The 14,827-nt window shown below is 63.8% G+C and carries 11 protein-coding genes; all 11 read right to left on the reverse strand.

Features of this window, described 5'->3' with window-relative positions; genetic code table 11:
- Nucleotides 1-252 precede the first annotated feature (252 nt).
- Nucleotides 253-1,887 (reverse strand): thiamine pyrophosphate-binding protein, encoded by a 1,635-nt coding sequence (locus MST27_RS07300; protein ID WP_243605339.1) that lies wholly within the window; start codon nt 1,885-1,887, stop codon nt 253-255.
- Nucleotides 1,888-1,947: 60 nt separating this feature from the next.
- Nucleotides 1,948-2,940: a TAXI family TRAP transporter solute-binding subunit gene (locus MST27_RS07305; protein WP_243605340.1), complete on the reverse strand. Its 993-nt coding sequence runs from the start codon at nt 2,938-2,940 to the stop codon at nt 1,948-1,950.
- A gap of 40 nt (nt 2,941-2,980) precedes the next feature.
- Complete coding sequence (locus MST27_RS07310) at nt 2,981-4,939, reverse strand: TRAP transporter permease (protein ID WP_243605341.1); 1,959 nt, start codon at nt 4,937-4,939, stop codon at nt 2,981-2,983.
- A 332-nt stretch (nt 4,940-5,271) separates the two neighbouring features.
- Entirely contained in the window at nt 5,272-6,513 is a 1,242-nt protein-coding gene (locus MST27_RS07315; protein ID WP_243605342.1) for a benzoate/H(+) symporter BenE family transporter, read from the reverse strand.
- Between the two features lie 99 nt (nt 6,514-6,612).
- The gene (locus MST27_RS07320) at nt 6,613-7,416 is read right to left on the reverse strand and encodes an enoyl-CoA hydratase/isomerase family protein (protein WP_243605343.1); all 804 of its coding nucleotides are present in this window, start codon (nt 7,414-7,416) and stop codon (nt 6,613-6,615) included.
- Nucleotides 7,417-7,442: 26 nt separating this feature from the next.
- Nucleotides 7,443-8,975 (reverse strand): AMP-binding protein, encoded by a 1,533-nt coding sequence (locus MST27_RS07325; RefSeq protein WP_243605344.1) that lies wholly within the window; start codon nt 8,973-8,975, stop codon nt 7,443-7,445.
- A complete protein-coding gene (locus MST27_RS07330; RefSeq protein WP_243605345.1) occupies nt 8,968-9,492 on the reverse strand; it encodes a (2Fe-2S)-binding protein in 525 nt (174 codons plus the stop codon). Before MST27_RS07330 ends, MST27_RS07325 begins: the two co-directional genes overlap by 8 nt.
- A complete protein-coding gene (locus tag MST27_RS07335; RefSeq protein WP_243605346.1) occupies nt 9,476-10,303 on the reverse strand; it encodes an FAD binding domain-containing protein in 828 nt (275 codons plus the stop codon). Before MST27_RS07335 ends, MST27_RS07330 begins: the two co-directional genes overlap by 17 nt.
- A complete protein-coding gene (locus MST27_RS07340) occupies nt 10,300-13,272 on the reverse strand; it encodes a xanthine dehydrogenase family protein molybdopterin-binding subunit (RefSeq protein WP_243605347.1) in 2,973 nt (990 codons plus the stop codon). Before MST27_RS07340 ends, MST27_RS07335 begins: the two co-directional genes overlap by 4 nt.
- Nucleotides 13,273-13,718: 446 nt before the next feature.
- A complete protein-coding gene (locus MST27_RS22510) occupies nt 13,719-14,015 on the reverse strand; it encodes a BPSL0761 family protein (RefSeq protein WP_338052429.1) in 297 nt (98 codons plus the stop codon).
- 273 nt (nt 14,016-14,288) lie between these two features.
- The gene (locus tag MST27_RS07345) at nt 14,289-14,789 is read right to left on the reverse strand and encodes a hypothetical protein (protein WP_243605348.1); all 501 of its coding nucleotides are present in this window, start codon (nt 14,787-14,789) and stop codon (nt 14,289-14,291) included.
- Nucleotides 14,790-14,827: the final 38 nt, after the last annotated feature.

Here is a 14,827-nt window from a genome sequence, read left to right on the forward strand (position 1 = left end):
CTTTGCAGCGGCCCAAGCAGGCGGTAACTGAGGCTGTGCCGTCATCCACCCTACGCACATAATCTGACGCTACCCGCGGGAGCGGTCTTGACTGCGAGGGGCACTTTTGAGGCGCGCATCATTGCGAAAAGCTCGCGGTCGAGTTGGCGTCCCCGGTCGCTCCAACGAGAGCATCGCCGCGAGGGCGCGCCTCCCGCGAAGGCAGCGGGGCCCACCGACGTTTGTGGGAGGCCGGCCGTCGGGGCGATCGGCTCAGGGCCGCAGGATCGCCGGGTCGATCACCAACTCGATCAGGTAAGGCCGATCGGCAGCCAAGGCTTGCTCGAAGGCCTGGGCGAACTGCGTGGTGTGCTCCACCCGCGCCGCACCGGCCCCGTATGCGCGGGCGAGGGCGACCATGTCCGGGTTGACCAGGTCCGTGCCGTAGCGGCGACCAGGGTAGTGCTTGTCCTGATGCATGCGGATCGAGCCATAGGAGCCGTTGTTGACCACGATGACGATGACATTGGCACCGTACTGGACTGCGGTCGCCAGTTCCTGGCAGGTCATCTGGAAGCAGCCATCGCCGGCGAAGCACACGGCTGGTCGATCGGGTCGGGCAAGCTTGGCGGCAATTGCCGCGGGCAGCCCATACCCCATCGAGCCAGATGTCGGTGCCAACTGGCTGCCGAACGCGCGGAAGGGATAAAAGCGGTGCACCCAGAGCGTGTAGTTGCCCGCGCCGTTGCTGATCACCGCGTCCGCCGGCAGGCGCTCGCCGAGCCAGGCGACGATTTCGCCCAGTTGCAGCTGACCGGGCAGCTCGGTCGGCCTTTGCCAGGCCTCGCGCTTGCTACGTGCGCGGCTCACCCAGGCCTCGCGCTCGCTCGGAAGTGGCCCGGACGGCAGGCCGGCGGCTGCGTCGACGAAGCCATCCACCGAGGCGCAAATGGCCAGCGTGGGGACACGCACGCGGCCGGGCTCCTGCGGGTCGGGGTGGATGTGGACCAGCCGCTGGCGCGGCTTCGGCACGTCGACCAGTTCGTAATGGCGTGTGGTGATGTCGCCCAGGCGCGTACCAATTGCAATCAGCAGGTCGGCCTCGCTTATCAGTTTGGCCAGTTCGGGGCTCATGCCCAGGCCTGCATCGCCGGCATAGAGGGGGTGCTGGTTGTCGAATCGGTCCTGTCGGCGAAAGGCCGTGGCCACTGGCAGCGCATGAGCTTCAGCAAAGGCCTGCAGCTGTGCGCGGCAGTCGGCGTTCCAGCCGGAGCCGCCGACGATTGCCAGTGGCCGTTGCGCCTCGCACAACAGTTCGCGCAGCTGAGCCATGGCCTGCGGTGATGGGTAGCCCTGGTTGACCGGCGCCGGGCCGACATCAATCGGCGTGGTGCGCTCGAAAAGCAGGTCTTCGGGCAGGCCGAGCACCACCGGTCCCTGGCGGCCGGAGCGGGCGGTGGCGAAGGCGCGCGACAGGCATTCGGGCAGGCGAGCGACGTCCTGGAGGTCGGCGGCCCATTTGACGACCGAACCGAACAGCGCGGAAACATCGACCTCCTGCCAGGCCTCGCGGTGCTGCAAGCCACGCGGCACCTGGCCGACGAACACCAGTAGAGGGGTGGAATCCTGCGCGGCGACATGCACTCCGGCCAATGCGTTGGCGCTACCCGGTCCGCGGGTAACGAAGCAGACACCCGGGCGTCCGGTAGTCTTGGCATAGGCTTCGGCCATCATCGAGGCACCGCCTTCCTGGCGGCAAACCACGAGGGCAATGTCGGGCGCATCATGTAGCGCGTCGAGCACTGGCAAGAAGCTCTCACCCGGTACGGTGAACACCCGGTCCACACCGTTGCGCCTGAGCAGTTCGACGATGGCCTGTCCGCCGTTGGGCTGATTTTCGGCTGTCATCTGGTCCTCGCTGAGATCGGCACAAAATAGGCCGCGCGGCCAATGCCGCGCGGAACAGGGTTACTTGAGCAGGCCGGCTTCGCGGTAATACTTCTGCGCGCCTGGATGCAACGGGGCGGCCAGGTTAGCCGGGGCGAGAGAGCCTTCGGCTGTCCAGCCTTTCATCGAACCGAACGAGCGCTGCAGCGCCTCGCGGCCGTCCATCACCGCCTTGGTGATGGCGTAGGCATCGGCATCGGAAAGCGTCTGGTTGGCATACAGCGAGGTGCTGAAGCCGACGCCCTTGACCGGCTGGTCCTGCTTTTCGAACATGCCGGCCGGCATGGTGGCGCGGACGAAACCGAATTTTTCCAGGTGGCTGACGGCGTCATCGCTCAGGTCGAGGAAGCGTTGGCCGGGGGTGATTGACAGCTGTGCGGTGTTCGGATGGCCTGCGGTGGTGATGCCGATGATCATATCCAGCTGGCGGTCGCCGAACTGGTCCTGCAGGATGCTCAGGCTCGACTTGCTGATGCTGCCGCCGTAAGACTCGATATCCTCGTAGGTCAGGCCATTGGCCTCCAGGATCAGTTTGGCAATGTACTCGTTGAGGCTGCCTTGCGGACCGGTGCCGATACGCACGGCGAGCTTCTTCTCCTTGATCTCGGCTATCGACTGGATGGAACTGTCGTTCTGCACGGTGATGCGCTGGTAGTACTGATCGAGCCCGCCTACCAGACCGCGAATGTTCTCGATCTTGCTCTTGAAAGGACCGAACGGTTGCTGGGCCCAGGCGGCGACCGGCGGGAAGATCAAGCCGATATCGGCGCGGCGGGCAGCCAGCAACTTGGTATTGGCGATTGCCATGGGCGTGCCCTGAATGTCGACGGTCGAGCCTTCCGGCAGGCGCTGGAGCATTTCGCCGCGCAGCGCGCCGGCATAGGCGTACCAGGTGGTACCGGTCGGTCCGGCGGCGAACTTCACATTCACCGGTTCGGCGGCCATTGCGCTACCGCACAACCCGACGCTTCCTAGCAGGGCAACAGCAACATGCTTCTTGAGTGTCTTGATCATTTTGTTGTTCTCCTCAATTGAATTTGGAAGAGTCGCGGCGCTAGGCCCCGGATCTCCCCAGCACGCAGTCGGCCTGCATGGTCCTGCTCTTGCGGCTCTGCCAGGCCCAGACCGCACAGAGCAGGACGAGCCCACCCAGCGAGGCCTTGAGCACCGGCGCGATCAGCAGCGCTGCGGCCACGAAGAGCAGCACTGTTTCGAACAGCGAGCTACGGGCGCGCAGGTAGCCCACCACGCAACCGGCCAGCGCATAGCAACCGATCACCGCGGTGATCACCGCCGGAACGATGGCCTGCCAGTCACCCTGTAGCAGCAGCGCCGGGCTGAAGACGAAGGCGAAGGCGACGAGAAACCCGGCCAGGCTGTAGCGGAACGCCACCCAACCGGTCTTCCACACGTTGGCCTTGGCGATGCCGCCCGCGACGAAGGCGGCCAACGCCACTGGTGGCGTGACCATCGACAAGGCGGCGAAATAGAGCACGAAGAAGTGAGCCGAGAGGGCCGGCACGCCCAGCTTGTCGAGCGCCGGAATGGCGAGAATGGCGCCCATGATGTAGGCCGCAGTGGTCGGCATGCCCATGCCCATCACAATGACCATGAACATCACCAGCAGCAGCGCCGGGATCAGCATGCCGCCGGACAACGCAGTGACGAAGCTGCCGAAGGTCAGGCCCAGATTGGTGATCGAGGCGATGCCGACCACGATGCCAGCCCCGGCGCAGGGAATGGCCACCGCGATAGCGCCGCGCGCCCCGGAATCCAGCGCCTTCAGTGAGTCGCTTGCCACCGAGCCAGCAGCTTTCAGCACACCGTTGCCGCCCTGAGTACGGAAGCCCTCCCAGGCACGGGTGCAGAGACCGAACACCACGGTGATCCAGATCGCCTGAAGCGTCGCCGAGCTCAGCGCGCGGCCCGCCATGATCTGGTAGACCAGCACGAACACCGGGATCAGCAGGTACAGACGCTTGAGCACGCTCGCCCAGTTGGTGTTCAGTTCGTCGCGACTCAGGCCGGCCAGGCCGCGGCGGCGCGCCAGCAGATCAACCACGAAATACAGCGCGACGTAGAACAGCAGCGCCGGGATCAGAGCGGCAACCGCCACCTCGGCATAGGGGATGCCCATGAACTGGGCGATCAGGAAGGCTGCGGCACCCATCACCGGCGGCATGATCTGGCCACCGGTGGAGGAGGTGGCCTCCACCGCCGCCGCTTCCTCGGCACTCATTCCGGACTTCTTCATCGCCGGAATGGTGAACATGCCCATTACCGCAGCGTTTGCCGTGGCGCTGCCACTCACCGACCCAAACAAGGTGGATGAGACGATCGAAACCTTGGCCATCCCACCGCGGAAGCGCCCCACCAGCAGCACCGACAGGTCCATGAACAGCTGTCCACCGCCGAACAGCTGGAGAAAGGCACCGAACAGCAGAAAGTAGAAGACCTGGTTGTAGGACACGATGCTGGGAATACCGAAGACGCCTTCGTTCTGCATCGTCTGCATGTCGAGGAAGGTCTCGAAGAACAACCGGCTCGGCTCGCCGTCGTGGCCGATCAGGCTGAGCATCGGGACATCGCGCAGTTGCGGGCCAATGAACTGATAGACCAGGAACACCAGGATCACGGCCGTCAAACCCATGCCCAACGCACGGCGTACGGCCTCGATCACCAGCACGACGGTGGTAATGCCCACGACCATGTCCAGGGTAGACAGCGGATCGACCATGGCGATGCGCATGTTCAGCATTTCGCCGCTGCGCAGGTAGTGCAGGGCGATGGCTACGGCCACGGCGGCGAGCAGGTAGTCCGAAAGGCGCGTCACGGTGAAGCGACCGGCATCGTCTTTGCGCAGCGGATGAGTGATGAAGGTCAGCACGACGCCGAACATGATGTGAATCGGCACCGCGACGATCAGGTCCAGCGGGGTGCCGTAGACCATATAGATCTGGAACGCCGCCCAGCACAGTGCAACGAACGAGGCAGGATTGAGTAGGTTCTTCATGGGATCTGCCTCTGGGAAATGACGACCAGCAGCCTAGGCGACAAGGCGACAGACGCCCGCCAGGCGTCTGCGCCGGCGAACATCAGCCTTGAGTAGGTCGGAGCGGCGGCCGCTACGGACTGCGAACGAGCAGGGCCGGTTTTCGGCAGTGAAGCGAGGAGGGCGTGACGGGCCTGCAAACCCTGGGATGGACAGAAGATCATTCGATTCACCGTTTTTGTTCTTATCGGTTGACTGCCGTCCGCCAAGGGGTACGGAAGTCCGCTTTATCTTGTCGATTGCGGGGTGGCATGGCCATTAACGATTTTTGATGCAGGCCATCAGGCAGCGCTCTAGCTTGCGTTCGGGGTGTGACGAACCTCCCCGAGCAACCAGGACACCGCGACGCCGAACAGCAGTGCCCAGAACGGCGAACTGATGCCCAGCAGCGAGAACTGACTCATCGCCACGGCCAATGCCACGAAGGCGCCGATCTGGCACGCACCGCCTTTCTGGAAAGCCTGTTGCAACGCACCGAGCAGCACGCCGATCATCGCCAAGCCGGCCACTACGACGATCAGCGCTTTGGGAAAAGCGAGGATGAAGGGCACCGCAAGCCCGGCGAACAATCCGAACAGCGCGAACAGCGCACCATTGACCAAGGCGGCTCCATAGCGCAGGCGCGGGTCATCGCCAGCCTGCTCGGAGGAGCAGATGGCGGTCATGGGCCCGGCGATATTGGCATTGTGCCCGCCGAGCATGCCGGCCAGCATACCGCCGACGCCGCTGATCACGGTCATCGCATTGACCGGCGGGCGGTAGCCCTCGGTCAGCAATACGCCGGTGGCCTGCGCGTTCTCGGCACCGATCACCAGCGCGGTAAGTGGAATGGTGATGGCGAGAACGGCGTCGAGCGAGAAGGTCGGTGCGGTGAGCGACGGCATCACCCAGGCGATGTTCACGTCCGCGGGCTGCAACTGGCCGAGCGCAAAGGCAAGTACCAGCCCGACCACCCCGGCGACCAAGACCGGCGGCACCGCACGGGTGAAGCGGGTGACCAGGAAGAAGCTCAGGGCAGCGACACCGGCGATCAGCGGCGCGCTGACGATGGCATCGATGGCTCCCGTGGCGAAGCGAATCAGCGCACCAGCGATCATCGCCATCACGATCGGCATAGGCAGCCAGCGCATCAGCCGGCCGATCAGTCCGGTGATGCCGAGTAGGAACACCAGCACGCCGCTCAGGATGAATGCGCCCACAGCGTCGCTGAAGGGGATGACCGTGAGCGACGCCGCGAGGATGGCCGCGCCGGGAATCGTGTAGGCGCCGCAAATCGGTTGTCGGTAGCGTAGCGCCAGAAACAGGCTGATCAGACCGCCGAGCACGTAAACCGCGAACAGCCAGGCGACCGTCTGGGCGTTGCTCAGACGGCCCGCTTCGGCGGCATTGATCACCACCAATGCCGGGCCGGTGCAGCCGAAGAGGGCGGCGACCACCCCGGCGCTGATGGACTTGGAGTTGAGCGCCCGGCGCAGCGAGGGCTTATCGGCGGCAGTCGGAATATCGACTGCTGGGTGGGACAGGTTCTGGGTCATGGCAACGCCTTCGCTTGTTGTTGTTTGCGTTCGGTCGTTCGCCGAGTGCCGCCCAAGCGGGCGGCACGCGTGCAAGTAGCGGCTCAGGTGCCGCGCAAATCACTCGCCGCGGAACACGGCGGGGCGCTTGCCGTGGAACGCTTCGACGCCTTCCTTGAAATCAGCCGAGCTGCGCAGGCGGCTGTAACAGTGGCCTTCCATTTCGATGGCAACTTTCAGCGGCGCATCTTCGTTGTCATTGATCAGCTTCTTCGCCGTGCGCTGGGCCAGCGGCGAGAAGCGGCGCAGTTCGTCAACCAGCGCATCGACGGTGCTTTCCAGTTCGGCATCCGGCACGCATTCGGTGATGAAGCCCCAATCGTAGGCCTGCTGGCCGGAGACTCGCTTGGCACGCATGACCATGTGCTTGGTGCGGGCGATGCCGATCATCTTCTGCAGGCGCGCCGAACCGCCCGATCCCGGTATTTGCCCGAGGTTTTGCTCCGGCAGGGCATAACGGGCCGTCTCCGAGGCGATGCGGAAGTCACACGCCAGCGAAAGTTCGAAGCCGACGCCGAAGGTGTAGCCGCGGTTGGCGGCGATCACGGGCTTGCTGCAGCGCTCGGGCGCGGCCACGTTCCAGGCCAGCTTGGAGACGTGTTCCGGCGAGGCCTCGAGAAAGCCTCTGATGTCGCCGCCGCTAGAGAAGTGCTCACCCTGGGCGCGCAGCACGATAACGCGCACGCCGGGGTGGGCGTCCAGCGCCTCGAATACCTGGCGCAGTGTCTCGCGCTGGCTCATGGCTATGATGTTGTACGGCGGACGGCCAAGGATAATGTCGGCGCGCTCGCGGGCGGTGTCGACCTCGACGGTGAAGCCATCGAACTCGTCGTTCAGAAACTGCTCGGAGGTGTAAGTGTTCATGGTCGTTCCTCTTGTCGAATCGGGGGTTAGCTGGCGGCCTTGACCTCAACGCCGTACTGGGCCACCAGCACGCGGCGCAGGATCTTGCCGACGGGGGATTTGGGAATCTGCTCGATGAATTCGTAGCGGCGAGGGCGCTTGAAACGGGCTAGGCCGGAGCTCACGCAATGCGCGTCGAGTTCTTCTTCGCTTACCACGTAGCGCAGTTTGATGAAGGCGGCGATCAGCTTGCCCCATTGCTCGTCTGGCAGACCGACCACCGCGACTTCCTCTACCGCAGGATGCAAGGAGAGGGTGTTTTCAATCTCCGCCGGGCTGACGTTCTCGCCGCCGGTGATGATCAGGTCGTCAACGCGACCCGTAACGAAAAGGTCGCCTTCTTCATCGAAATAACCTGTGTCACCAGTGAAATACCAGCCGTCGTGTAACGATTTTGCATCCGCGTCGGGGCGCTTCCAGTAGCCCTCGAAGGCCTCGTCGCTGGCCAGGTCGGCGATGATCTGGCCTTCCTCGTTGGGCTCAGCCACTTGCACGGGCGACTGGGCGTCGAGCCCGACTACACGAATGCGCTGATTCAGTGCGCAGCGGCCGGAGGAACCAGGCTTGCGCGCGGCATGCTGGTCGATGGTGAAGGTATAGATTTCCGAGCTGCCATAGTGGTTGACGAACAGCTCGGGACTGAAGGCCGATTGCACCCGGCGCATCAGGCCATCGCTCATGGGTGCACCGGCGAAGCCGATCTTGCGCACGCTAGCGACCCGCTCGGGGCTGAATGCCGGATGCTCGATGAGCATGTGGTAGAGCGTCGGGACCAGGTAGAGGTTGCTGATCTTCTCGCGCTCGATGGCTTCCAGCGTGGTCTCGACGTCGAACTTCGGCACGCATACGAAGTGTCCATCTATCAGGGTCATCGACAGCAGCGAGCGCACGCCCATGGTGTGATACAGGGGCATCACGCCCAAGGTGCATTCCTCGTGGCCGTATAGGTTCTGCGCCACGTGCGCCACCGCCGCCGCGCGCTCGGCACGGTGCCGGCGCGGCACGCCCTTGGGCCGACTGGTGGTCCCGGAGGTGTAAAGCATCAGCGACCAGTCTTCGGGGCCGGCGCGCAGGATGCTCTCGCCCGGCGCCTCGGCACACAGTTGCTCGAAGCTCAGGGCGCCTTCGGCCACGGCATCGCCGACGCTGACGCAGGGCACCTGCAGGCGCCCGCAGGCCAGCACCGCTTCAGCCGATGAGTCGTCATGAACCAGTGCGCGAGCGTCGGCATCGGCCAAGCACCACGCCAGATCGTCCGCGGTGCAGCGCCAGTTCAGCGGGGTCATGACAATGCCGCTGAACTGGCAGGCCCAGTGCAGCGTCGCCATTTCCCAGCGGTTCTGCATCACCGCCACCAGGTGGTCGCCCTTGCCGAGCCCAAGGCGCTCCAGCCCGTGGGCGGCACGCTGGATGTCGGCGAACCACTGCTCATAGGTTTTCTTCAGCGCACCGTCGCTGATCGCTACAGCCCCTGGGCGGCGCTCGACTGCGGCGAGAAAGCTGCGTCCTAGATCAAACATGGGGGTTCTCCATGGCTTCTTGTTGTTGTGGGGAACGGCGTTGCCGCGAGACTTCGAGCACCGCCTGAACCATTCCCGAGTAACCGGTGCAACGGCACAGGTGGCCGGACAGCATGTCGCGCACCTGGACCTCGTCGGGTTCCGGTACGCGTTCGAGAAACTCCACGCAGGACATCAGGATGCCGCTGGTGCAGAAGCCGCACTGGAGTGCGTGATGGCGGCTAAAGGCCTGTTGCAGATCGTTCATTACATCGTCGCGGGCCAGCGATTCGACGGTGTCGATGCGCCGCTCGTGCGCCTGCACCGCGAGCATCAGACATGAGCGGGAGGCAACGCCGTCCACCAATACTGTGCAGGCGCCGCAGACGCCGTGCTCGCAGCCGACATGCACGCCGGTGGCACCGAGCTCGTGGCGCAGGAAGTCGCACAGCTGCATGCGCGGTTCGGCATGTCCCTGACGGTCGCGACCGTTGAGTTGCAGGCGGATGGGAAAACGTTGGTCAGCGGGCGCGCGCATGGTCCTGCTCCTCGATCAGTTGCCGGCCAAGCTCGCGCACCAGCTGACGCCGGTACGCCGCGCTGGCATGTATGTCGTCCTGTGCGCCGAGCGACCAGGCGAACGCGTTGAGTGCTTCAGGCAGACCCGCGCCACGCGGCAGGCGGCGCAGTACCGGACGGTCGGAGACGCCGCCAATGCCGAGCTCGACCGCGTCGTCGCGGATGCAGGCGGCTAGCGCCACCAGAGCGAAATCGCCGTGGCGCATGGCTATCTCGCGGAAGCGGTAGCGCACGGCTGGATCGGCCAGCGGGAAGCGCACCGCGCTGACCAGCTCGTCCGGGCGTCGCGCAGTGGTCAGCACACCTTGGAAGAACTCCACAGCTGGCACCTCGCGACGCTTGCCCTTGAGCGACTCGAGTACCACCTGGCCACCAAGGGTCACCAGACATAACGGGATTTCGGCGCTGGGGTCGGCATGCGCCACAGAGCCGCACACGGTGCCGCGGTTGCGCGTCTGGAAGTGGCCGATCCAGGGGAGGGCGCGAGCCAGTAGCGGCACTTCCTGCGCGAGACTGGGGCGCTCCATCAGCTCCACCTGGCGCACGGCGGCACCGACATTCAGGTGACCGTGCTCGATCACCAGGCTGTGCAGATCCTCGGCGTGGTTGATGTCGACGAGCACCTTCGGCTGTGCCAGGCGCATGTTGAGCACCGCCATCAGTGACTGGCCACCGGCGATGATGCGCGCCTGCTCGCCGTGCTCGGCGAGGATTTCAAGCGCTTCGCGCTTGCTGGCGACGCGGACGTAATCGAATGCGGCCGGTTTCATTGCGCACCTCCCTTGCCGAACAGGGCGAGCAGGCGCTGCCACAGCCCGCTGCGCACCGGCGCTCCGGTCAGGCGCTGCGCGAGGCGAGTGAATATCTGCCCGATGATCACCTTCGAGGCGCTCTGCAGCATGCGCCCGCCGACCGCTGCGACCTTGCCGCTGACCGCGGCGTCATAGACGTATTCGAGGCGGGTGTGGCCGTTGTGCAGCTCGACGAAGCGCACCCGCGCGCTGCCGGTGGCCGAGCCCATCGGGCTGTTGCCTGAGCCCGACAGCTTCAGCGAGCGCGGCGGGTCGAGGTCGGTCAGGCCGACCCGGGCGGCGAAGCGAGCGCGAATCATGCCGACGCCCACGGTGACGTCGGCGCGGTAGTGGTTCTCGCTTTCCAGTTCCAGCGCGTGGCAGCCGGGAATGATCGCCTTCAGCGTTTCAGGGTCGAGCAGGGCGTCGTAGACCTGCTGCGGCGAGGCGGGGATCTCCACCGAATCCTCGGCTTGCAGGCTGGAGCCGCCGGCCGTCTTGGGCGCCTCCTGCACCATGCCCTCGGGGGCCGGCGGCTCGTCGATGCCGATCATCGTGCGCACCCGTGACGGCGTTAGCGGCAGGCGAATGTCGGAACGCCCCAGCGCGTCGGCCACGGCGTTGGCGATGCACACCGGAGTGCTCATGTTGTTGCCTTCGCCGACGCCCTTGGCGCCCAGCGGGGTGAACGGAGAGGGCGTTTCCATGTGCAGAATCAACGGTTCGACCGCTTCCGGTGCGGTCGGGACCAGATAGTCGGCGAAGGTGCCGGAGAGAAAACTGCCATCGCTGGCGTAGGCGAACTCTTCCATCAACGCCACGCCCAGGGCCTGGGTGAAGCCGCCGCGAATCTGCCCATCGACCAGCATCGGGTTGAGGATGCGCCCCGCGTCGTGGCAAGTGACGTAGCGATCGATGTGCACTTCACCGGTGACCCGGTCGATCTCCACCGCGCAGATATCGAAGATGAAGCCGTAGCACAGCGAGCTGTTGATGCAATCCTCGTCGCTCGGCGCGGTTAACTGCGGCGGGCTCCAGAAAGCGGTCTCGCGCAGCCCGCCGAGTTCGCCTTCGGGCAGCAGACCGGGCGACCAGTGTGTAGCGCCTGCGATGCGGTGGAACGGCTGGCTCGGCCCGCCCTCGACGAAAACCTTGCCACCGGCGAAGCGCACATCCTCCGCGGGCACCTGCCACATGGCCGCGGCGATGCCGGCCATGCGCTCACGGATGCGCATCGCGGCGTTGTAGACCGAGCCGGCGACGGCGCCGGCGAAACGGCTGGAATAGTTGCCCGAGGCGATCGACCAGGCGTCCTTGCCGGTATCCAGCTCGACATTGACACTGATGCCTTCGAGCGCGACGCCGAGCACCTCGGCGACGATCTGCGCGACCACCGTCTGGTGCCCCTGGCCCTGGGGCGTCGAGGACACGTGCACGGAGACGTCGCCGAGTGGACCGACGCTGACGGTGGCGGTGCTCACCGCGCCGTTCTTCGGCCCGGCCTTGCGCCGCTCCTCGGGCGTCATCGCGGTGGTGATGTAGCCCATGTTGGAGATCGAAGGTTCCACCGCGGCGGTATAGCCGATGCCGTAGATTCGGCCCTCGGCGCGCGCCTGCTCGCGGCGGCGCAGCAGGTCATTGAGGCCGCCGTCGCGCACGGCCAGTTCGATCGCAGCCGGGTAGTCACCCGAATCCAGGAGGGCGCCGGCAGCGGCGCGGTAGGGGAAGGCGCCGGCCGGAACCAGGTTGCGACGGATCACCTCGAGCGGGTCGAGACCCAGCTCGACGGCGACCTGATGCATCAGCCGCTCGAGGGCAAAGTACACCTGACCGCCGCCGAAGCCACGGTTCAGGCCGCTCGGCACCTTGTTGGTCAGCACCACGCGGTTACGCACCAGCAGGTTGCGGATTGCATAGGCGCCGGTGAGGTTGCCATGCATGCGGTAGAAGGTGGCGGGCTCCGGTGCACGCAGGTAGCCGCCGCAGTCGTCTATCTGGTCATATTTCAAGGCCAGCACGCGGCCGTCGGCTTCCACTGCCGCCTCGATTTCGCAGACCCGGTTGGTGGCGCTGGAGGAGGCCTGCAGGTGCTCGAGTCGGTCCTCGACCCACTTCACCGGCGCGCCGACCTTCCTCGCGGCCAGGCCCATGAGCACGATATAGGTGAGCACACCCTGCTTGATGCCGAAACTTCCGCCCGAATCCGGTGGCGTACGCAGACGCAGGCGGTTCCCAGGCACATTCAGCGCGCGCGACATCACCGAGTGCAGCGCGTATGGGCCTTGGAAATTGGAGAGCACGTCATAGGTACCGGTCGCCGGTTGGTACTGGCCAAGCACCACGTAGCATTCGATCGGCGTGCAGGAGTTGCGCGGGTAGTGGACCTTGATCGATACACGCCGTGCGGCCTCGGCAAAGGCGCGCTCGGGTTCGCCATACCGGAAGTTGCGCTCGTTGACCACGTTGCTGCCGACCGCCTCGTGTAGGACTGGCGCGTCTTCCTCGGCGGCCGCTTCCGTATCGACAATTGCCGGCAGAGGCTCGTACTCGACCTTTACCGCGTCGAGGGCGTCCTCAGCGAGATAACGGTCATCGGCCATTACTACGCACACTGGTTCGCCAACGTAGCGGACCTTGTCCACCGCCAGGCACCAGTGTTCCATCGGTGCACGAACACCAACCGGAAATGGATTGGCCCAGCGTTTGACGTCGTCGCCAGTGAGCACGCCGTGCACCCCGGGCATGGCCAGAGCGGCGGCCGCGTCGACGGACAGTACGCGAGCATGCGCATGGGGTGAGCGGACTATGGCCGCATGCAGAGTGCCGGGCGGTGTGGCCACGTCGTCTGCATAGCGGCCGAGCCCGCGTAACAGCGCGGCATCTTCGACCCGGCATTGGCGTTGGCCGATATGGCCAGCTTTCGCTTCGGCGCTATGGGGCATGTTCATGGGCGGCTCTTGTTCTTGGATAGTGACGATGAGCCGATTGTGTGTAACGACCGAGGCCAGCGCCTTGCCAATGACTACGCGGTTTCACCGACGGGTCCGGGAATTTGCCCTGGAGTCTGATTGCGGCTGTGACAGGAACAGCGAGGACAACAACAGAGACGCCAGGAGGCCATCGAGCGTGAGTATTCTAATTTCGCATAAGCTATATTATGTTAAATCGCTATCACTTCGAGGTTCTTGCTTTCTGAGCTCTTGAGTACACCGAACTAAAGATAGAAAATTCCCAGCAGTAATCTTCAAAAATGGAGAACGCTTTACCTGTTTTGCTCTTCAGTATCCGGAAGTGAAGATCCAATAACCTGGATCCCGCTGGCTCAGGATCCGACGCCCTGATAACGTTTAGTGAGAAAGCGCTCAGAACTAAAACTCGGTATATCGTGGACTTTTTAGCTCGTGTTACTAATGGAGTCGACCTCGCGGCCACAGAAAAGAGGATCACTCAGCAGCCAGCTAACTAGCACTGGATGCATGGGACCATGCTTGTCTGCTAACAGCGAGAGTTCTTCCTTTGATCGCGCTTCCACCCGACCAGCCAACCAGATGGATTCTGCTGCTGGGTAGTGCCTAAGCAGTGTTTCTGCCTGACGTCGTATGCTCTCAGGAAGGCTCTTATCTTTGGACAGAACCTGCAAAAACTCACGTGTCCGCACAACGCTACGGGTACGTTCGTGTACCATCGTCATTGTTCTGCTCCCATATTTTCTACAGGTGATTCCCGCCTACTTTTAACATTCTCTACTGCTTGCTACTGGACGTGCCCATTTCTTAAGGCATTGATTCAGCTCGGGAGCTTGAGCTGTCGCCTGGACATAAGGCTTACATTGCGCGACCGCCACTGTCAGCGATCCGACGCAGCTACCCTCAGAAAGACTTACAGTCATGATGATGCGCATATGTGCTTGTAGCGGCGGCTCCGCGCCTGGCAATACCGGGCTCATGCTCACAGTAGCAAGCTGCTAAACAAACGCAACCGGGTCCGGATTTTTGATCACGTTAAGAGGTGGCAACGTGTTGTCGTGCTTCTGAAAATAGGCGTTTATAGCCAACGCTTCATACCAAAACAAACGCCCAGTTAGCATGTGGTCCAGCTCGGGCTGGATCGGAAAGAACGCAATCTGCATTTGAGCAGTCTCTCCTTGCGGCCAGCGCCAGGCTGCCGAATGGCCGGCATAACGGTCCTCCCAAAAGATTCCTGCCGATGAGGCAAACTGAGCCATGCGTGCTTTAAAATTTTTCGTTTGCCCGACGTATTGCAGATTCTCTTCATCTGGAGCAGGAATCGTCGTTATAGGTGCCCAAGCAATACAGTAGATACCCGCCGCGTTCTTAATGCTGGCCAAGCTCGGATTAATCGTATGTGACCGTCGCCCTCTGCCGGGCCAGAAGCACTCTTCGATTTCTGCCCAAGGGAACCAGCGCTTATCGTGTGGGACGAGGTCAAATAACTCTGAAGGCATGATCTTTCCAGTGAGTACCAGTTGTGGGTCAGGGCGAC

The sequence above is a fragment of the Stutzerimonas marianensis genome (assembly GCF_022810315.1).
Taxonomy (GTDB): Bacteria; Pseudomonadota; Gammaproteobacteria; order Pseudomonadales; family Pseudomonadaceae; genus Stutzerimonas; species Stutzerimonas marianensis.